At 42.4% G+C, this 20665-nt stretch carries 15 protein-coding genes and 1 pseudogene; 14 read left to right on the plus strand and 2 right to left on the minus strand.

From position 1 onward, the window contains the following. Positions 1-46: 46 nt before the first annotated feature. The 14 genes from LDN04_RS11385 (at position 47) to asnB (ending at position 18095) form a co-directional block, all read left to right on the plus strand. The gene (locus LDN04_RS11385; RefSeq protein ID WP_223910383.1) at positions 47-1219 is read left to right on the plus strand and encodes an acyl-CoA dehydrogenase family protein; all 1173 of its coding nucleotides are present in this window, start codon (positions 47-49) and stop codon (positions 1217-1219) included. A gap of 2 nt (positions 1220-1221) precedes the next feature. Then, positions 1222-2832, plus strand: coding sequence for an amino acid adenylation domain-containing protein (locus tag LDN04_RS11390; protein ID WP_223910386.1), 1611 nt, complete (start codon positions 1222-1224; stop codon positions 2830-2832). Positions 2833-2860: 28 nt separating this feature from the next. Then, on the plus strand, positions 2861-3946 hold the full coding sequence (locus LDN04_RS11395; protein WP_223910389.1) for a DUF354 domain-containing protein: 1086 nt from the start codon (positions 2861-2863) through the stop codon (positions 3944-3946). Positions 3947-3976: 30 nt separating this feature from the next. Next, the gene (gene wecB / locus LDN04_RS11400) at positions 3977-5068 is read left to right on the plus strand and encodes a non-hydrolyzing UDP-N-acetylglucosamine 2-epimerase (RefSeq protein WP_223910392.1); all 1092 of its coding nucleotides are present in this window, start codon (positions 3977-3979) and stop codon (positions 5066-5068) included. A 91-nt stretch (positions 5069-5159) separates the two neighbouring features. Continuing rightward, the gene (locus LDN04_RS11405) at positions 5160-6683 is read left to right on the plus strand and encodes an O-antigen ligase (protein WP_223910395.1); all 1524 of its coding nucleotides are present in this window, start codon (positions 5160-5162) and stop codon (positions 6681-6683) included. 13 nt (positions 6684-6696) lie between these two features. Then, entirely contained in the window at positions 6697-8145 is a 1449-nt protein-coding gene (locus LDN04_RS11410; RefSeq protein WP_223910398.1) for a flippase, read from the plus strand. A 23-nt stretch (positions 8146-8168) separates the two neighbouring features. Next, entirely contained in the window at positions 8169-9338 is a 1170-nt protein-coding gene (locus LDN04_RS11415; RefSeq protein WP_223910401.1) for a glycosyltransferase, read from the plus strand. Positions 9339-9944: 606 nt separating this feature from the next. Beyond that, positions 9945-10607: a glycosyltransferase family 4 protein gene (locus LDN04_RS11420; protein ID WP_223910404.1), complete on the plus strand. Its 663-nt coding sequence runs from the start codon at positions 9945-9947 to the stop codon at positions 10605-10607. 19 nt (positions 10608-10626) lie between these two features. Next, positions 10627-11802 carry a glycosyltransferase gene (locus LDN04_RS11425; protein WP_223910407.1) on the plus strand — a complete coding sequence of 392 codons (1176 nt, stop codon included), beginning with the start codon at positions 10627-10629 and terminating at the stop codon, positions 11800-11802. A 44-nt stretch (positions 11803-11846) separates the two neighbouring features. Continuing rightward, positions 11847-12851 carry a glycosyltransferase family 9 protein gene (locus LDN04_RS11430; RefSeq protein WP_223910409.1) on the plus strand — a complete coding sequence of 335 codons (1005 nt, stop codon included), beginning with the start codon at positions 11847-11849 and terminating at the stop codon, positions 12849-12851. 173 nt (positions 12852-13024) lie between these two features. Further along, positions 13025-13933, plus strand: a complete 909-nt coding sequence (locus tag LDN04_RS11435; RefSeq protein ID WP_223910412.1) for a glycosyltransferase family 4 protein — start codon at positions 13025-13027, stop codon at positions 13931-13933. Positions 13934-14008: 75 nt separating this feature from the next. Then, positions 14009-15229, plus strand: a complete 1221-nt coding sequence (locus LDN04_RS11440) for a hypothetical protein (RefSeq protein ID WP_223910415.1) — start codon at positions 14009-14011, stop codon at positions 15227-15229. Continuing rightward, on the plus strand, positions 15213-16052 hold the full coding sequence (locus LDN04_RS11445) for a bifunctional 2-polyprenyl-6-hydroxyphenol methylase/3-demethylubiquinol 3-O-methyltransferase UbiG (protein ID WP_223910418.1): 840 nt from the start codon (positions 15213-15215) through the stop codon (positions 16050-16052). The genes LDN04_RS11440 and LDN04_RS11445 overlap by 17 nt, the downstream gene beginning before the upstream one ends. Before the next feature lie 138 nt (positions 16053-16190). Continuing rightward, positions 16191-18095: an asparagine synthase (glutamine-hydrolyzing) gene (gene asnB, locus LDN04_RS11450; RefSeq protein WP_223910421.1), complete on the plus strand. Its 1905-nt coding sequence runs from the start codon at positions 16191-16193 to the stop codon at positions 18093-18095. A gap of 78 nt (positions 18096-18173) precedes the next feature. Here the strand turns inward: asnB and LDN04_RS11455 are convergent, their stop codons facing one another. Further along, the gene (locus LDN04_RS11455; RefSeq protein WP_223910425.1) at positions 18174-19802 is read right to left on the minus strand and encodes a right-handed parallel beta-helix repeat-containing protein; all 1629 of its coding nucleotides are present in this window, start codon (positions 19800-19802) and stop codon (positions 18174-18176) included. A gap of 167 nt (positions 19803-19969) precedes the next feature. Next, positions 19970-20665 (minus strand): annotated as a pseudogene (locus LDN04_RS11460) (hypothetical protein); the annotation flags it as partial.

The following is a 20665-nucleotide window of genomic DNA, read 5'->3' on the forward strand; positions in this document are numbered from 1 at the left end:
GAAGCATTCCGTAAATTTTTGAATCGGATAAGAATGCCGCATGATAATGAAAACGAAGGAAAGGCAGTATATGGATTTTTCATTGACCGAAGATCAGCTAGATTTCAAGAAAGCTGCCATAGAGTTTGCCGGACGCGAACTCAATATCGGTGCCAAGCAGCGCGAAAAGAACCGTGAATTCAATCAGGCGGGTTGGGAAAAATGCGCAGAGTTTGGCATACACGGCCTACTAGTGCCGCAAAAATACGGCGGACTGGAGATGGATATCCTTACCTGCATCGCCGCGATGCAAGGTCTTGGCTATGGTTGCTGCGATGGTGGGCTTCTTTTCTCATTGAACTCACATATCTGGACCTGTGAAATGCCGATCCTGAAATTCGGAACGGACGAGCAGAAGGGTAAATACCTCCCCGGCCTTGCAAACGGGACTATAAAAGGTGGGCATGCCATGACGGAACCGGATTTTGGTTCCGATGCATTCGGCATAAAGTGCAAGGCAGTAAAAAATGGAAATACCTATATCCTGAATGGGACAAAAACATTCATAACAAACGCCCCTCTGGCAGATATCCTTCTCGTCTTTGCCGTTACCGATGCGACCAAAAAGTTCGCCGGGCTTTCCGTATTTCTGGTGGAAAAGACTTTCCCCGGTTTTTCAGTCGGCAAGTGTGAGGAACTGATGGGATTGAAAACCTGCCCTCTCGGAGAGGTAATACTGCAGGACTGTGAAGTGCCTGAAGAAAACAGATTAGGCGGAGAGGGAGCCGGCGCAGCCATATTCAATTCAGAAATGGAATATGAGCGAAGCTGCCTGTTCGCAACCCATCTGGGGGCAATGGAAAAGATTCTCGAGGAATGCATCGATTATGCAAAAGTCCGGGAACAATTCGGAAAACCGATCGGAAGCAACCAGTCCATATCTCACAAGATAGCGGACATGAAAATGCGCGTGGAGTTATCACGACTTATTCTCTATAAGGCGGCCTGGATGAAGTCGCAGGGCAAAAGAGCACCGATAGATTCTGCGATAGCGAAACTCTATATCAGCGAAAGTTACGTCCAGAACTGCCTTGATGCGATACAGATTCATGGTGGCTATGGCTACTCGACAGAATTGGATTTTGAAAGGCATCTTCGTGACTCCGTCGCGGGAAAGATATATTCAGGTACCTCGGAAATCCAGAAGAACATCATTGCACAGTTCCTGGGGCTCTTATAACCATGTACTTGTTACCTCATCTGCTTATAGAAACATCGGGGGAATTTCCTGACAAAGACGCTGTAGTCTTCGATGGGAATTCCATAACCTATGCGGAGTTGGAAAAGAAGAGCAGCCAACTGGCCTCTTCGCTTCAGCAATCTGGTATAAAAAAGGGAGACAGAGTCGGGATACTGCTAAAGAAATCCATCGAGTCGATCATAGCACTCTTCGGGATCATGAAGGCAGGAGCCGTCTATGTGCCGCTCGATCCCCTTGCACCAGCAATAAGGTCAAAGTACATAATCCGTAATTGCGGTATTGAATGCCTGATTACCTCGGGTAAATGCATGTCGACTCTCACTGAGAGTGAAGATGTTCTACCTCTCAGGAAAGCCATTATTGTCGGGTCGAAGAAGGATAATTCGTTTCACTATCCTAATATGGAATGTAGTGCATGGGAAGAGATCGAGTACGGGAAACCGGTGGAATATTGTCATACCTGCATGTCCGACGTTCATCCGGCATATATCCTACATACTTCAGGGTCAACAGGGACCCCCAAAGGTGTCGTGATCTCCCATCACAATGCTTTAAGTTTTGTGAACATGGCAGCGGATTTTTTTGAATTAAAACCAGATGACCGGATCGCCAGTCACGCACCCCTTCATTTTGATCTTTCAGTCTTTGACGTTTTTGGAGCAGTAAAAAATGGTGCAACCATATACCTCGTACCTGAATTCCTTTCAACGTTCCCCGTGAAGTTAGCAGAATTTATCGATAGGAAGGGAGTATCAGTATGGAACTCAGTCTCCTCTGTCCTGACAATGCTCGCAGACAAAGGGGGACTCGACCGGTTTGGTTTTGACTCTCTACGGCTCATACATTTTTCAGGTGATATTATGCCTGCTAAATATCTGCGAACACTCAAGAAACATATGAAGAATGCGGCATTTTACAATATATATGGCCAGACGGAGGCCAATTCTTCAATGTTTTACAAGGTTGATGAAATTCCAGAGGACTCCGCCTGGAAGATACCGATTGGGAAACCTTTCCCAAACTTTGAGGTCTTTGCTTTAAATGATCGGCATGAGCCCATTACTCATCCTGATGAAGAGGGGGAACTCATGGTCAAGAGTTCCACTGTAGCCCTTGGATACTGGGGCGACGAGGAAAAGACCCTAGATAAATTCGTTCAGGACCCAGAAACCTTTACGTTCCGATCCATCGTATATAAGACTGGCGATATTGTAAGGGTAGATCAGGAAGGCAACTATCTGTTCGCGGGCAGAAAAGACCATATGATAAAAAGCAGGGGATATAGGATCGAGTTAAGTGAGATCGAACTTGTCCTTATCAGTCATTCTTTGGTCAGGCAGGCTGTGGCAATCGCTGTTCCGCATGAAATTATCGGGAATAAGATTATTGTGTATGTTGCTCAAGCAGATGGGGAAAATTTAGATGTCCATGACCTCCTGAATTTCTGCAGCGAGTTGCTGCCGAAATATATGGTGCCCGAATCAATTGAAATACTCGATACTTTGCCAAAGACATCAACTGGAAAGATTGACAGGAAAAATTTAGAGAAAGACGCATTTTTGAAATACCTAACCCACAGTACGACCGCATAAGAATAAATAATGGCGGAAAAATGACGAAATGCTTTCAGCATCTGTCAAAGGGGTTGATGAGATGAATATTGGCGATAATCGGAAAATCTGGGTTGATTTGGACAACTCTCCACATGTCCCTTTTTTTAAACCGATCATTGAGGAGCTCGAGAAACGTAATTATACGTTTATCGTTACCGCCCGCGATTGTTTTCAGGTCTGTGGTCTTGCAGATCTGTTAAATATAAAGTACAAGCCAATAGGTAGGCACTATGGAAAGAATAAGGTACTCAAGGTCATAGGTACTCTTATACGGGCAATACAAGTGCTACCGACTATCCTGCGCGAGAAACCGACCATTGCAGTTTCTCACGGCTCACGCACTCAGCAGATTTTGGCATCTATCCTGCGAATTCCGAATATCATGATGGGTGATTATGAATATGCAACTGCATTGCCGTTTCTGCATCCTAACTGGGTATTCGTCCCCGATGTCATTTCGGACAACGCTATCCCTTATCGCAATAGCCATATTTGCAAGTATCCTGGTATCAAGGAAGATGTGTACGTCCCGGACTTTAAGCCTGACCCGAATATCAGGGGAATTCTCGGGCTTAATGATGATGATATTGTTGTCACAATTCGCCCCCCAGCATCGGAAGCGCACTATCACAATCCAGAGAGTGAGCTTCTGTTCAATGCAACCATTGAATCAATGGCCGCACGGGATGAGGTAAGAATTGTCATATTACCACGTAATGATAAACAGGAAGAGATTGTAAGGGCCCGTTGGCCCGAATTGTTTTCTAGCGGGAAAATTATTATTCCTGAGAAAGTGATAGATGGTCTTAACCTCATCTATTATTCTGATCTTGTTATTAGTGGTGGGGGAACGATGAATCGAGAGGCAGCCGCACTGGGGATTCCAGTATACAGTATCTTTCGTGGGGTGATAGGCGCCGTGGATAGATATTTAGCCGAAAGCGGTCGACTAACCCTGTTAGAAAGCGTCGAGGATGTGGGAACAAAAATTCGATTAATACGGCGGGATAAAGGCAAGGAAAACGACATTACTGATAGGACGACGTTACTGTATGTTGTTTGTGCAATAGAAAAGGCGATTGAGAGGAAATGATCTGATCATGGAAGAGAGTGAGACGATGCCATGGTGATTCATCTTGTATGTGCAGCCAGGCCAAATTTCATGAAGATTGCTCCCTTATACCATGCTCTCAGAAAAGAGCCGTGGGCCACTCCTGTTATTATACACACCGGTCAGCACTATGATCATAACATGTACGATTCTTTTTTCGAAGACCTCGGTTTGCCAAAGCCTGATATAAACCTTGGCGTGGGGAGTGGTACTCATGCCGAGCAGACTGGTAAGGTAATGATCGCCTATGAAAAAGTGCTGATTGACCAGAGACCCGATCTCGTTGTGGTCGTCGGAGATGTTAACTCGACCATGGCCGCAACCATCGCTGCTGCAAAGATGGGTATCAAGGTAGCGCATCTCGAGGCTGGCCTGCGGTCATTTGATAGAAATATGCCTGAAGAACTCAACAGACTGGTCACCGATGTGTTGGTGGATATGTTGTGGACCCCTTCGCGTGACGCAAATGAAAATTTGCTCAATGAAGGGATAGCGCCAAATAAGATAAGTCTGGTTGGCAACATCATGATCGATTCTCTCGAAATGATGCGAGAAAAGATTGAACCACTCCAAGTTTATCGGGATTTTGAACTGGAAGCAGGAAGTTATGGAGTCGTGACATTGCATCGGCCATCGAACGTTGACGATCCGACAGTTTTTCAGGACATATGTTGCGTGCTCAGGGAAATCTCAGAATCAGTGCCACTGGTATTCCCGGTTCACCCGAGAACGCGTCAGAGAATTGATGATAATCATTTGCTTTTAGCAACGGGAAGTACGAAGAAACTGTTTTTACCAGAACCTCTCAATTACGTTCGATTTATGAATTTAGTTTTAAACTGCCGGTTTGTAATTACGGATTCTGGTGGGATCCAGGAAGAAACGAGCTATCTCGATATTCCATGTCTGACATTAAGGGGAAATACAGAGAGACCGATTACCGTAACTCATGGAACGAATCAGTTGTGTGAATTAAGCCAGTTAAAACAAAAAGTAGGCGAAATCCTGCGAGGCCACGCACCCGAACGTGGGAATCTTGAACTATGGGATGGAAAGACTGCAAGAAGGATTGTGGAAACCCTGCAAAAGCTCAATAGATCTTAGAAAAGGCAATGCAACATGTTATCTATTTTGCACCTATTCAACGGCATTATCGGAACCAGTTTCAATGAAAGTAGCAATCCAAAGGTAAGTTATGCGTGGATTACTGTTAGATAACATAATCACAAACCTGAGCTTTAAGGGTGTGCTCTGTATTGTCTTAGGCCTTATGCTAGGTATACTCACGCTATTATTATCGCCATTATATACGGTAGTAATTATTTTAGGTGTCTTTGCACTATATATGTCTGCTATAAAACCAGAAATAGGTGTATTGATTATATTAGTGCTTATATCAAGCATTGTTTTCGAAGATGATTTACCACTGATGCCGATAGGCATAGGTAGCTTGCATTTGTCGGATTTATTGATGATGTTTTTGTTCATGGTTTTATTCTACCGAGTAATGACCGACAGTTCTTTTACTGTTAGCAGATCACCTTTAAATGTTCCTTTGACATTATTTGTTATGTTTGCGTTATTTTCTACGTATATTTCGATTAGTCTTTATGGGGTGAATTTTAACCAGGCATTCAGTTTATTTCGCGCCGTCAGCTACTATCTCGTTTATTATCTTGTCGCAAACCTGATCAGGGAAAAAAGTCAAATCCTTTTTCTTGTTAAGGGAATGTTCATCGTGGCAACCATTGTAACTGTGGTCATGATCATTCAAGCTATAATCGGCGACGCAATTATATTGATTCCTGGCAGGGTTGAAAAATCGGGGACATTTGACGAGGAATTCGAAACGCTAAGATTACTGCCACCAGGTCAGACTCTGTTATATGTATTATTTATAGTAGCTATATGTATTTATTCACTGAACATCCGCGAAAAACTGCTGACATCTAAATATATATACCTAATATCTATTTTAGGGGCAGGAGTCATACTAACATACAACCGTACTTATTGGGTTGCTATAATACTGACGTATTCTATACTATTCATTATGAGTAACAAAGAATCTAAAAAGCGATTACTTGTCTTATTAGGTATTCTTATAATACTTACTTGTGCCATACGTATAATGTATGCCGATAATACTCAAATGCAGGAAGCAATAAGGTCTATAACAATGAGATTCACTTCCCTTTTTACGGGCGGTGAATTGCACAAAAGTAGTTCCGTAGAAGCGCGCTATATTGAAAACGAATACGCTCTTAAACAAGTAGCTAACCATCCAATAATAGGAATCGGTCTGGGCAATGATTACCGACCCCAAGTATTCTATGGTGATGATGAATTCACATATTACGTTCATAACGGCTTTATGTGGATACTTCTCGATACTGGAATCATAGGATTTTTGCTATTTTTTTGGTTTTATATCGGTTTCATCATTCGATGTATCAGAAAATGGAAATTTATTTCAGATGATTATCTAAGATATTTAGTCGTGGGATTCATGCTCAGCTGCATCGGAATCATCCCTATGACTCTCTATAACCCCATATTCATGCAATGGTTCTCAATTGTTGTTATAGCCATAATAACTGGACTTACTGATTCGATAATCAATACAAGCGCGATTGAAAAATTTAAAGATGAATATAATTCACAAAATGTAAAACTTACGGGAAAGCCTGAAACTCGTACAACACAGGCAGTACTTTAATTTGAAACCGGCCATGGAACATCAATTTTACTCAAGATTTATCAAAGGGGTTATTTCGACAAGTCTTGGCTCTTTTTTTACACTGGTTCTGGGCTTTCTTAACATATTCATAGCCATCCGACTCATTCCGAAAGATCAATTCGGCACTTTTCTGCTGCTGCAAACCATCGTCTATTCATTGGTGACGATCAGTGACTTTGGACTTAACATAGCGGCAACAAGACAAATAGCTTGTGCTGAGAATCAGAATAAATCAAAAGCAGTAAATTCTGCAATCTGCTTTAAGCTTTTCGTATCGATACTGATTTCACTGGGCATTCTTGTTGCGGGCAGATATATCTTTCGCGTTTTTCATACCGACGTTTTGTATAATTATATTGTATTCATTGTTATATTGTTCTGTCTCGAGAGTTATAACGCTCTGTTCGTTGCGTTCCTACAAGGTCTACATTTTTATAAAAAATTGGCGTTGTCACAGGTCATTCTTAGCTGTTTGAATTTGGTGGCAATGATTTGGCTATTGAATGTTTTAAACAATGGCATCTTCGCACTGATACTCGCAAGGCTAGTGTCGCTATCGGTTGCATTGCTTTACCAAATGTTCGCTGTATCCATCAGGATGAAAGGTATTTTCGATAAAGAGGTCTTGAAAGGTATGATCGGGTTCGGCTTGCCTTTAGGTCTGAATAACATTCTGACCTTTATCTTCATGCGCATGGATACATTGATGATAGGTGCATATCTTAATCCGATTGGAGTGGCCTATTATGGTGCTGCATCAAAGATCCCTGATGCTTCTCGGCAAATGTTCGAGTCGTTCCGGTCAGTGTATTTCCCAAACATCGCAGAGTTATTTAGTCATAAGAAGTACGACGAAGCGCAAACATTGCTGAACAACGCTCTACGTCTTATTACATTCATAACGGGGATGGCTACCCTAGTAGTGTATCTATTTAAGGAGCAGATAGTCGGTCTGCTTTTTTCGCGGGAATATCTTGATTGCGCGCCTGTTCTCTTCCTGCTTATGATAGCACTGTCCATGGGGCTTGTCGGTTACATCCTAGGAACTTCATTAGTCGCTGCAGGGTATTCTAAACTACCGGTGCTGATCAATATCGTCGACACAGTTGTAACCGTTATTGCAAATTTTGTCCTCATTCCTGCATTTGGGATCATGGGAGCTGCCTACGCCGCAATAATTGCCAGAGGGGTGACAATTCCGTTCAATGTGTATTTCCTGAAAAGATACGGCATATATCCGAACTCCCTTGAGTATCTCAAGCCGCTGCTAATACTCGGGCTATGCATCATAATTGCGAATTACACTACACCTAGCATCTTTCTCAACATAATGCTCATATCCTTGTACCTGATAATAAGCGCTCGATTCTCCGTCATCACTCGTATGGATATGTCTAACCTTTTGAAAGGTACTCGAGTAAACACCCAGCCGTCGACCTAATGTTTTTACTGAAAGAGAACTGTATGTCGTCAAAGACGTTAAAAATTACCTACGTTGATGAATCGCTCGCAATAGGTGGAGCCGAAGAATATCTTAAGATGCTTCTCAAGGAGTTCTCTGGCATTTTCGAAACCACGCTAATCCATCGTAACAGCAGGCACCATAACGGTTTCTATGCTGACCTCAAGATGGCCAAGGTAGCATTAGACCCCGCGGTATACGACAAGCCGGTTTCTTTATTCAAATCGTATTTTACCATCTTCAAGAGTGACAGGGGAGACCTTCTTCACGTCAACCTGCCTGCCCCGAATTACTGCCGTTCGGCAATAATAGCCGCGAGTATGTGTCGTATACGGGGGGTAGTCACGACAAGCCACTTGCCGAATCTAACATTCCCCCGCTCTAAGCTTGGGATGCTTGCCGGAAGAAGCATCTGGGACTGGATTGTATGGCGTATGGTCTTCGATATTATAGACACATCAATTGTGGTCTCCGAAGCCAGCGCAGATTCACTCAAAGCGAATTATCCGACCAGCCCGGACAGGGTGAGATGTATCCATAACGGGGTTGACCAAACCCGATTTGCAGGAGTGGAAAGAATCGATGTTGAAAATGTCAAGCAAGAGTTCGGTATCTCGGCCAACGACCTGGTTGTTGCCAGTGTCGGCAGGTTGCATCCGCAAAAGGGTTACACGTATCTGTTAAATGCCATGCTAAAACTTAATAGAAATATCCCCAATGTTAAGTTGATTCTTGTTGGAGACGGCCCACTTCGAGCAGATCTTGGCAGATTAGCAGTTGATCTTGGTTTGAAAGACAAGGTCATTTTTGCCGGGAAGAGGGATGACATCCCGCAATTACTAGCTGCATCCGATATATATGTGAATTCTTCTCTCTTCGAGGGGCTGCCGTTCAGTATCCTTGAAGCAATGTCAGCCGGTGTTCCGGTGGTTGCCACTGCGGTCGACGGGAATAAAGAAATCATATACGATCCTGGAAGCGGGATTCTTGTTCCTGCTGAAGATGCGGAAGGACTTGCAAATGCAATATCTATCCTTGCCAACGACAGCAATCGTCGGAGAACCCTCGGGATGCAAGGCAGAGACGTCGTCACTAAAATATTTTCGATAGATCTAATGCTTCAGAAGACTGAGCAGCTCTATCGTGAGGTGGCGGCCCGATACAAAAGATGATCTGACATGTCTTTCCATGAACGCAGACAAGGAGATGACACGATGAAACTTCTCTTTATAAGCAGACATATACCATACAAGAAAAGCTCGGGAATAGGCGTCAAACTGTCGGACCTGTTGAGTTGCTTGAGCCGCGTATGTACGGTTACATGTGCTTATATTGTGGATGAGAAACAATATTCAGAAGAATATTGCGAATGCGATCTCGATATTACTAATTACTATATAAAGTCAAAATATGAATCGAATCAGGTAATACGGTATTCAAAACACATAATTGAGATACTTTATGTCTTCAAAAGAATTAAGCGGGAGTTGTGCACCATAATCAATAAAGAGAAGCCGAATGTGATCTGGTTGGAGTTCGGCTATATTTGTCATTTGATCCCGTTCCTGAAAAAGTTCCATATCCCGATAATATATTGTTCACACAATAGCCAGTTTAAACTTGACTATCACATCTGGAGGACCAATAAGAACATTGCGTACAAGCTAAAAATGGCACTTCAAGTAGCACTGTACTTTGTACACGAACGATTATTTTTCAGAATGGCCGATTTGGTCCTCTGTATTAGTCACCAGGATATGCAATATTACAGCAATATCATGACTCCTTCAAAGCTACAATATTTACCGATATTTTTTGATGATGGATACTTATCTACCATTAAACCGATAGAGTCAGAACACCCATTCATATGCATCGTTGGTTCACTCAAATCGTATCAGAATTACTCTGCCGTCATATACACGCTGGAGAAATTGTGGCCGAGCATTCAACGGGAGAATAGTAATATTTTTCTGTATGTGATCGGTGATCTACCCCCTGCTAATTCAGCTGAACATAAAGAATTGATGCTCAAATCCTCTCATTTTTCCAATGTGATCTTTACAGGGCAGGTTGATTCGGTAATCCCATATGTGAAAGCTGCGTCGGTGAATATCGCTCCTATTATGATCGGCAGTGGTATAAGAACAAAAATCATAGAGAGCGTTGCATGCCTGACTCCTGTAGTAAGCACCTCTATAGGAGCTGAAGGGCTACCTTTCATAGACGGTCACAGCATTCATATTAGTGACAATTCAGAGGAATTTGCGGAGAAGGTCATACGGCTCATCGGCAACTGCACTATTAGAAGCATGACTATTACCAATGCATACAATATATATCAAGAGCAATTTTCACACGAGGCAGGGATCAAGAGATTGACAACAGTGTTGGATGCTGTTCTTTCTCTACCTGAACGCTCTGTTGCATTTATTGAATGAACACGCGTGGAGAATGATATTGGACAAAAAGCAGATCAATGTTGTTTTTATGGGAAATTTTGCTTACCCGGATGGGATGGCCGATTCTAAACGGATACAGAGTTTTATGGAGTATCTTGTTGGAAAGGGAGCATCTACAAACTTAATACTGCTAAGGCAGGGTGGGCAAAAAGTAAAGAAACCCAAACAAAACGGTTATTATAAAGGAATAAAGTACATTACAATAGGCAACGAAATAGACAAAGATCTGAGAACAATATACACAATACCTATATATTTTATCCAAGGTATCGCAGCTATTAGTAATTATAAAAAAATACAAGCAAAGAATATACTGTATTGCTACAATGGTATGAGCTTCGAGAATATTGTATTTATAATTGTAGCAAAGATGATGGGGTATTATATTGTACTGGACATAGTTGAAGATAACACTTTTGTGCAGGAAAGACTGCATCTTTTGGCAAAATTTAAATGGGTTTCGACAGAAGTCCTTGAAAGGTACACAGCAAAATTTGCAGATGCCGTCGTTGTAATATCACATTACCTGAAGGATATTTATGACAAAAGCGTCGGCAAGACAATCCCAGTTTGTTTTATCCCTATTTCGGCTAAATGTTTATCCGAAGGGAAATCGCATTCACCGCAACACCCTTTTAAATTTGTTTATTCGGGTTCATTTGCAAAGAAAGACGGTGTAGAATTGCTGATCCGCGCTTTTGATAGGATAAGCGAACGGCATCCGGATTGCGTTCTTCTTTTGACGGGAAAGGGCGCTAATTTACCTGATATTCAGAAGCTAATCTCTAATCATCCGGCAATTCGTTATGTCGGTTATCTGGAGGACAATGAGTTTTACAACTTTCTGCAACAGGCCGACATTTTGTGCGTTACCCGCATAGGCTCAACATATGCCAATGCAGGGTTTCCGTTCAAGCTCGGGGAATATTTGGCTACTGGTAATCCGGTAATCGTCACTAATGTCAGCGATGTTTGTCTCTATCTGGAGAACATGAAAGACGCGATCATCATTGAACCGGATAACGCGACCGCGATACAAAACGCTATGGAATATTGTATCAATAACCGAGAAGAAATTAAAGTAATAGGCAAAAATGGACTATCAAAATGTAACCAATTCTTTAACCCAGATGCCAACGGGCTTAAATTACTAGAGCTGCTACACAGTCTATAATTCTTGTATTGTTGACAATTTATAAAAACTACAGGAGTTTTTAAATGACGAATATATTGATAGTGAAATATGGTGCGTTAGGAGATGTTATCAGAACTTCTTATTGCCTCCCCGGTGTTCATAATAAATACAAAGATTGCAAATTATACTGGCTCACTTCTTCGACCTCCTTTGATCTTTTGAGATACAACCCTTATATTGACGAGATAATCACTAGCAACTTCAATGCGAACAAATTGAACGAACTGGCATTCGACCTTGTCATCTCTCTTGACGACGAAAAAGAAATTTTGCAACGTTTAGATTCAATCAAATATGGTGAGGTTATAGGTGCTTACCTTCTGAACGGAGAGGCTGTTTATAGTGAAACTGCTGCTGAATGGTTCGACATGGGGTTGATATCAAGATACGGCAAAGAAAAAGCTGACGTTCTGAAAAGGCTTAACAAAAGGGAGCATAATGAAATATTAGCGTCGATGCTCGATATAAATATCAAAGAGCCAATTTTCTATAATTCATTCTTGAAAGAGGAGAGAGCGGCTCTGATGTTTGACAATCGATTCTTCAACATCGGAATCAACAGCGGCGCTGGGACGCGCTGGAAATCGAAACAGTTGGATATGAATGAGACGATTGTCCTAATAGAGAAGCTATTAACGATGCGAATTGAAGGGAAAGAAACCTGTGTATACCTGCTTGGCGGGAAAGAAGAAGAGCATAGACACTCAATATTGAAGGAGTGCATTCCTTCAGATCGGTTGATTGATACTGGCAACAATAACTCACTACTTGAGTTTGCCGCGATAGTTAAATACTGCAATTATATAATAACAAGCGACAGCCTTGCATTGCATTTTGCAATATCCCAAAAAATAAGAAATCTCAGTTATTATGCACCCACTTCTGCTGCAGAAATAGGAACTTTCGGATATGGTACCAAGGTCGTATCGCTGGCAGAAGATTACTGCAGTTATAACAAAGATGCTGACAATTCTACGATAACGTCAGATAGAATATTGTCTGAAATGTCAAAAGAATTGGGGTTCTGAAAGGTATACAGATGTTACGAATAAATGTGCTTATTCTTTGCCCACATCCCTCTGAAAAAGGAGGGGTTGCTGATTACTACAGTCTATTAAAAAAATATTTCCGATCAGACCGGATCGAAATTGATTTTTTCTATACCGGAAGCAAGTCCGGAAATACCCTAAGCAATAACAGAATGATAAAGACATTCAAAGATCTATTTTTACTAGCCGGCTTGGTACGCAACTATGATCTGGTAGTCATAAATCCTTCCCTCGACGCTAAAGCCGTGATTCGAGACGGCATATATCATATTCTGGTGAAAAGAATTATGCAGAAAAAAACGCTGGTTTTTTTCCACGGATGGGATCTGGAATTTGAGCAGAAAATCGACCGATATTTTAAAAGGGTATTCAAAACAATATTCAATTTCGATAGGTCGCTGGTCCTTGCCCGACTGTTCAAGGACAAACTCATCAGTTGGGGATTCCATCCTGAAAAGATTGACATAGAGACGACAGTTTACGAGCATTATGACCTCACTCTGGAATGCGATGTGAACAAAATAGTTTTTCTCTCTAGATTTGTAAGAGAAAAAGGTTGCATGGTGGCAATCCAGATTGTGGAGATTCTGTCAAAACAATTTCCAGAAATAAAGCTGTTTATGGCAGGAGATGGCCCGATGGCTTCTGAATTAAAGGAATATGTAAGAAGTAGCGGGCTTGTGAAATACGTAGAGTTCACGGGGTGGCTTGAGGGAATTGAAAAACACCGGTTATTGAAACTGTGCGGTATTATGCTGTATCCAACTGCATTTGGAGAAGGGCTCCCCATTTGTCTTTTAGAAGGTATGGGGACGGGGCTTGCCATAGTAACAAGACCTGTAGCAGGTATCCCGGACATTTTTGAAGAAGGGGAAAACGGTTTTTTGATCGAATCTCTCAATCTAGATGATTATGTGGAAAAAATACGATTTCTACTCAATAACAAGAAAGTTTGGCAGGAGATATCCAATAACAATAGGAAAAAAGCAATAGAAAGATTCGAGATCAGAAGCGTAGCCAAGAGGTTAGATCGTCTCTATTACGAGGTCGCACATTCATAATATCATCGGTTCAGTTTTCTTATTACAACGATACTAAGAAGCATTAATTCTAGCCTAAATCTCAGCGGTGACTACATGCAACCCATCGATAGGCAGAGTAAAATGGTTTCAGAAATGATACACAGAAATCTGCGGTGGGCCGAACAAGTACACTATCAGACTTATGACTGGTATGACATTTGGGGTACCCGCATAGGAGGAAAGGTAAAAAAGCTTTATACAAAAAACGCCCTCATGGGGGCGCCTTTTCTTATGCCATTTATCATAGCCGATATGGTGTGGCCTAATATCCGGATGCTTTTTAGTGAAAAACGTTATTTTGAGATATCCCTTGCCCATACCGGTCTTGCTTACCTTAATATCTTTGATGTCTCTGGCGACGAAGGGTACCTGGCAAAAGCCGAGGAACTGGTTGCTCCGTTGCTCGGAATGGCAACGAAATGTGAACATGGCCCGGGTTGGGGAATCAATCTTAACTGGACCTCAAGCAGAGAGACTATTCCTCCCAGGAGCCCGTGCCTTACTCAGACGTCTTATGTCTATGAATTCCTTAAGCGGTTGTACGAGAAGACGCACAAGTCACATTACATCAATTATATCCAGAGCATCATGAAGCATATAGCCTTCGATTACCACGAATGGCGAAAAGATGACAGATTGTCCTGTTGTTATTTTGCTCACGAGAAAACGAATATTGCGGTGGTCAACTCGAACAGCTACCGAGCCATGAACCTGATAGACGCAGGAAAGTTCTTCGACAATCAAGAATATCTGGAAAAGGGCCTGTCCACGCTTCGTTTCATATTGTTCATGCAGAACCGGGACGGTTCGTGGCCGTACTCCGAAACGCAGGATTTTGTCGATCACTACCATACCTGTTTTGTGCTCAAGAACCTCAACAAAATAGGGACAATTATGAGTGGAGAGTATCCAGATCTGCAACGTGCGTTGGAAAACGGTCTCCATTACTATTTCGCGCGCCTGTACAATAAAGAGGGGTATCCTGTCCCCTTTTCAGTAAAACCGAGGAGCGTATTGCACAAATACGATGCTTATGACTTCGCCGAGGCTATATCACTGCTGTCAGAGATGAAAATCGAACAAGAAAGGATGATTAAACTATGTCTTTTTGTGTGTGACAGGTTCCAGACAAAGGCTGGGTGGTTCAAGTTCAGGCTGTATCCGGTAAATTTCGGCGACGGAATTCCTTACATACGTTATGCGAATTCGGCAATGCTTCTGGCACTTACCAATGTCTTGAGAAATACGGGAGGAGCATATGGAGCAGCGGATTAATCAGGAGTTATTACGGGAGCTTGCTTCGCATACCAGGAAGCTCGGCCTAAACAGGTTCTTTAGAGGGATGGGGTATGAAAGGCATGGCGAATTTCCATTCATCACCTCGGTACTTCAGCCGTTTTTCAATTTTCCGATCAAGTACCTGGATATTGGCTCAGGTGAATCCATCTATCCAACCTATCTCTTGAAAAAGACGAGGTGGGACATCAGTTGCTTGGATAAATTCTCCTGGGTGCAAAAACAGCATCGCCATGCCCGGCGCATAATGAATAACACGAGCTACGAACAGAGGTTCCATGTGATAGAAAAGGATTTCCTAGAATGCGAGCTTCCGTCGGAGACCTACGACATTATCACAAACATCTCCGTGATCGAGCATTTCGAAGGGAAACTGGATTCTGTGGCTATGGAGAAATCGGCCAAGCTTCTGAAGAAAGGTGGTATGTATGTCCTGACAACCTTGATTAATGGAGACTATTTCAGAGAATTTTATGTCAATGAGAGTGTTTACGGAGTCAGGTACAAGGAAAAGCCAGTTTTCTACCAGAGACATTACGACGTGAAATCTATTGAAGAGAGGATTATACAGCCGTCCGGGCTGCGGGAACAGAAGCGGATATATCAGGGCGAGTATGGCTTCCCCTTCGGTAAATATTTCATAAACGTTTGCCGTCCGTTGAGACCTATAAAGGTTCTATATCAGTGGGCCTCACCTTTTTTTGCCAGCCGGTTTCTGACGTACCGGGACAAGCCAGTGAGCACTCCGAACATGCCGGTGACCACCTACAGCTGCGTTCTGCTAGTGTTGAAGAAGGAGTAACTCCTCTCACCTGATACGGTACGGAGTGTGAGAGGGAGTTAAACCCCGAATTCTTTGAGAAAAGCGGGAATATAACTTCATCTTAGGAAAAGAGAGGAGATTTGAAACGAAAGTGCAAGATTTCAAAAAGGACATGCCATGTGTGGGATAGCAGGAATAATCAATTCCGTTGAGGGAATAGATCCTGTCAAAATAAAAAAAATGACGGATACCATTGCGGCTAGAGGACCTGACGCTGAAGGTTTTCTTTTTGCAGGTGATTCAGAATGTAAGCTGTTTCGAGTATTCGAACATCCAGGATATCATCCTCAGTATGCCTTGGGTCATAGAAGGCTCTCTATTATCGACCTCGAAGGCGGCATTCAGCCCATGTGCAACGAGGATGGGACGATTTGGTTGACATACAACGGGGAGATATATAATCATCAGGATATCAAAAACGAATTAAAGGCTTTCGGTCATATATTCAGATCTGACCATTCAGATACGGAAGTCATTGTGCATTCCTATGAACAATGGGGGATTGAAGGTTTCGGTCGCTTTAACGGCATCTTTGCTTTCGGGATTCTTGATTTACGTGGGAAGAAATTGGTCTTGGCCAGAGATCCTTTCGGCGTCAAGCCCCTCTATTACTATTCAAAGAATGGCAAACTGGTATTTTCTTCGGAGATTAAGGCTATTCTGGCCTGTGATGAGGTCGAGAGGCACTTTGATTATACCGCCTTGAACAATTATTTGGATTTCCGCTATGTGCCATCTCCTCGTACGGCTTTTCAGGATATTAATAAGATAGCCGCAGGAGGTTATCTTGAATTTGATCTTGAAACCAGCAGTATTTCGCGGACCGGTGATTACGCTTATCGACAGACTACCATTGATTACAGTAAAAGTTTTTCTCAATGGGTTGATGAATATCAGGAACATTTTGAGCAAGCTGTAAAAAAGCAATTGATCAGTGATGTAGAAATAGGGGCTTTGCTCAGCGGGGGTGTTGATTCTTCTGCTGTATGCGCGATTGCTGTCAAAGAGTTGGGGCATCCAATCCGTACATATACTGTCGGATTTAAGGATTTCACGGAGGGGAATGAATTTGATGAGGCTTCTGAATTTGCGAAATTCCTGGGGACTATACATAAAAACGTAATAATAGACGATTTTGATTTTATAAAAGTGCTGGATGAAGTTGCCTGGTTCATGGATGAACCCACGGCGACTTCTTCGTCTATTCCTCTTTACTACCTGACAAAGGAAATTAAGAAAGATGTAAAAGTAGTTTTAACTGGCCAAGGTGCGGATGAGCCTCTTGCGGGATATCAAAGATATTGGGGAGAACGTCTTTATCAATCAGGGTTTAAATATCTTGGGGGGATGCAACCATTTATCGAATGTCTACCGCGCCAGGAGCAATTAAAGAGAGCTTTTCGAAGTTTTGGAAGACATGACACCCTTGATCGATTTTTGAATGTTTATTATTTATTCAACCCTGAGCAAAAAAAGTCGTTACTCAAAAAACCCCTTCCACAGGATAGTGATCTGTTTATAACTAAGTTATTCCATCAATATTCAGCAGATGATGACCTCGGAAGGATGCTCTATATCGATACCAGGTCGTGGTTGCCTGATGATCTGCTGATATATGGTGACAAGGCTACCATGATAAACAGTATTGAAGCTAGAGTGCCATTTTTAGATAGAGATTTTGTTTACTTTGTTGAGAGTATGCCATCTAAATATAAATTATCCATGAACTTAAAGGGGAAGTTTGTCCATAAAAAAGCGTGCGAAAAATGGCTACCACCTTATGTCATCAAGCGACCTAAAAAGGGATTTGCTACCCCGATTGATAAATGGTTCAGGGCTGAATTGGGTGGGTATGTACGGGAGCAGTTGTTGGAGGGGAGTCTATGCGGCAGTTTGTTTAATATATCATTCGTAGAAGAAATGATCGAGAAGCACCAGGCCGGGAAAGAAAACTTCCAGAGGCATCTTTTTGCCCTTCTGATGCTTGAAAAATGGGCTGAAAAATTCGACGTTGCTGTATAGATTCCGTTTTAACGCGTGAATTGAGAAAAGAAAGGGCGGGATTGCTGAATCCCGCCCTTTGTAGTTTTTATATCATTACTACTGTAAATTTCTAGGCACCGGAAGAACTATAGGTGCAGAAGCGGAGGCTTGAACAAGACCAATATTTGGCTTAGTTCCATTATAGGGGAGATTTACCGGGGTTCCCTGTGTCCAGGTTACCGTCCTGTCGAGATTCAGGACATTTGTGCTGTAATTGATGGCGGTTATGATTGCAGTCTGGCTGCCGATTTGAATGGTGTCGCCAGAGACTATGCCCATGCCGTCTGTGAAATAAGCAGAGTCTGCCACAGTGAAAGAAGTTCCTGTTCCGGAGGGACTGGTGATCGTGGTCAAATTTGCTCCGCCATTGATAGCGGGAGAACCCGCTAAGGGCATAAAGGAAGTATCCAGAATGGGGTCACTTTGAATATTTCCTTTCCAAAGAGAATCATATGCTTGCTGACTTGCGACACTTTTCCCACTTCCGTCGGAATATACTACATTTGTTGCCCCCGAACGGAAGATTATATTGTTGGTAAAAGCATTATCATGGATTAGAGGTGAATTTTGTTTTGTTATTTCATACGGAAGAGTATTGTTGAAAACTATGTTATTTTTAAAGACATTAAAAGCATTTTGTGCTGTTGAGTCCGTGGTATTAGTTCCTATATAAATTGCTCCGTTAGCCGCTTCAGTCCCTCCAAGATTTGTTATTACGTTATTATACACATGGTTATAAGTGGCTTTATTAACAGGCCATCCAGATGCATAAAGATAAGTTTCACTTCTCATACCACGACCATTCGTTGTCCCAGCAGGCATGTCTTTCAAGATGTTGTAACGGAAAACATTGTTAGATCCTAATAGCTTGAAAGCGGTAGGGTATTGATCCACCATACCATTATTGCCACTAGACATTTTATTGTACTCAATAATATTATTATTAGTAGTTGTGCAAATACCTGCCGGAGCCCCCCTTGTGTTCGTAATAGTATTGTAGCCTATATAATTGTAACTACTTTCCCATGTAGGATTGGTATTACTTGCCCCCACTAATGATAGTGAATAATGTGCTGCATCGCCGAGGGTGTTATATTTGATGATATTATGGGAACTACCCTGATCAAGATTAAATGCGTCATGCAGACCACTGAAGTTCTGGTGTTCGACGGTATTGTACTCAAAATCATTGTAGTTTGCATTGGTTACATAAAAAGCTGCCCACCAGCCACAGGAACTTGATGCCCAAACATAACAATTCTTAACGGTTATATGGTTTGAACCATTGTAGATATAGACTGGGTAGTTGGCATTATCGTTCCATATCTCTAAATCTTGAACCAAAATATATGATTTATTGTTTAAAACCATACCTTTGATCTTGGGTTTACTCCCTGTGCCATAAGACTTGTAAATTGTGGAATTCAAAGAAGTCCCCGAAACGGGTGTCAAGGATTCATTCCAAACGCCACCCGAGTTAAAAGAAACCGTATCTCCTGCTCGCGTAGTACTATTGACTTTTGCGACGGTTTTCCATGGTGCTGTTTGAGTGCCGGTGTTAGTGTCATTTCCGTTTATCGCGTCTACGTAGTAATTTGCTGCCCAACCTGCTGATGTTAAACAGGCACTAATAAGGGTAATAAGTATCACGATCCTAGCTTTATGTGCCATTATGCTTTTTTTCATTTTATTTCTCCTCTCGTTACGCCTTTTTCCCAAGTACGAATAGATTCTCTCTAATACTGTAGAATTTTATCATATTATTTACAGTTGCATGTTAATTGGTCAGTTCCTTTTTGCAAATGATTGAATAATTCCATATTTCTGATTTACACCGAAATGGTTATCCACTCTTATCTGAAATTTGCCTGTATTGTATGGTTCGCCGTCACATTTGAAAACACATAGGATCTGGCAGCCCCAACGGATACACCATCAACTATAACACTGACAACTTTATGGCCTTTTTGGGGCGCAATAGTATAGGTCTGACTTCCACCGGAATTTACGGTTGTTGTGCCACTAGGGGAAATGCTGCCGTTTGTGCCGGCCGACGCCGTGATAGTAAAGCTAGAGATTGTGTTCGGTGTAAAGGTCGCTGCAATCGTATGGTTAGCGGTGACGTTGGAGAACGTGTAACTGGAGACTGCGCCGACTGATACGCCATCCACCGTGACGCCGGATATCTTGTAACCGGTTGCCGGGGTGATCGTGTAGGTATTGCTGGTTCCGTAATTAACGGTAGTTGTGCCTGTCGGCGAGATGCTACCACCGGCCCCAGTCGATGCAGCTATCGTGTAGGTAGCTACGGCAAATGTTGCGGAAATGGTATGATTGGCCGTTACATTGCTAAAGGTGTAATTGTAGCCACCCAGATTTGATGCCACCACTGTTCCGTCAACTGTCACGCTAACCGTGTAGTAACCGACGTTGGGAGTGATGGTGTAGACCTGGCTGGCACCACTGTTTATCGTGGAGGTTCCTGCCGGAGTGATGGTGCCGTTTGCTCCGGGTGACGCCGTGAGGGTGTAAGTGGAGGTGGTGGTTTC

This window comes from Geobacter sp. AOG1 (assembly GCF_019972315.1).
In the GTDB taxonomy this organism is placed as follows: Bacteria; Desulfobacterota; Desulfuromonadia; order Geobacterales; family Geobacteraceae; genus Geomobilimonas.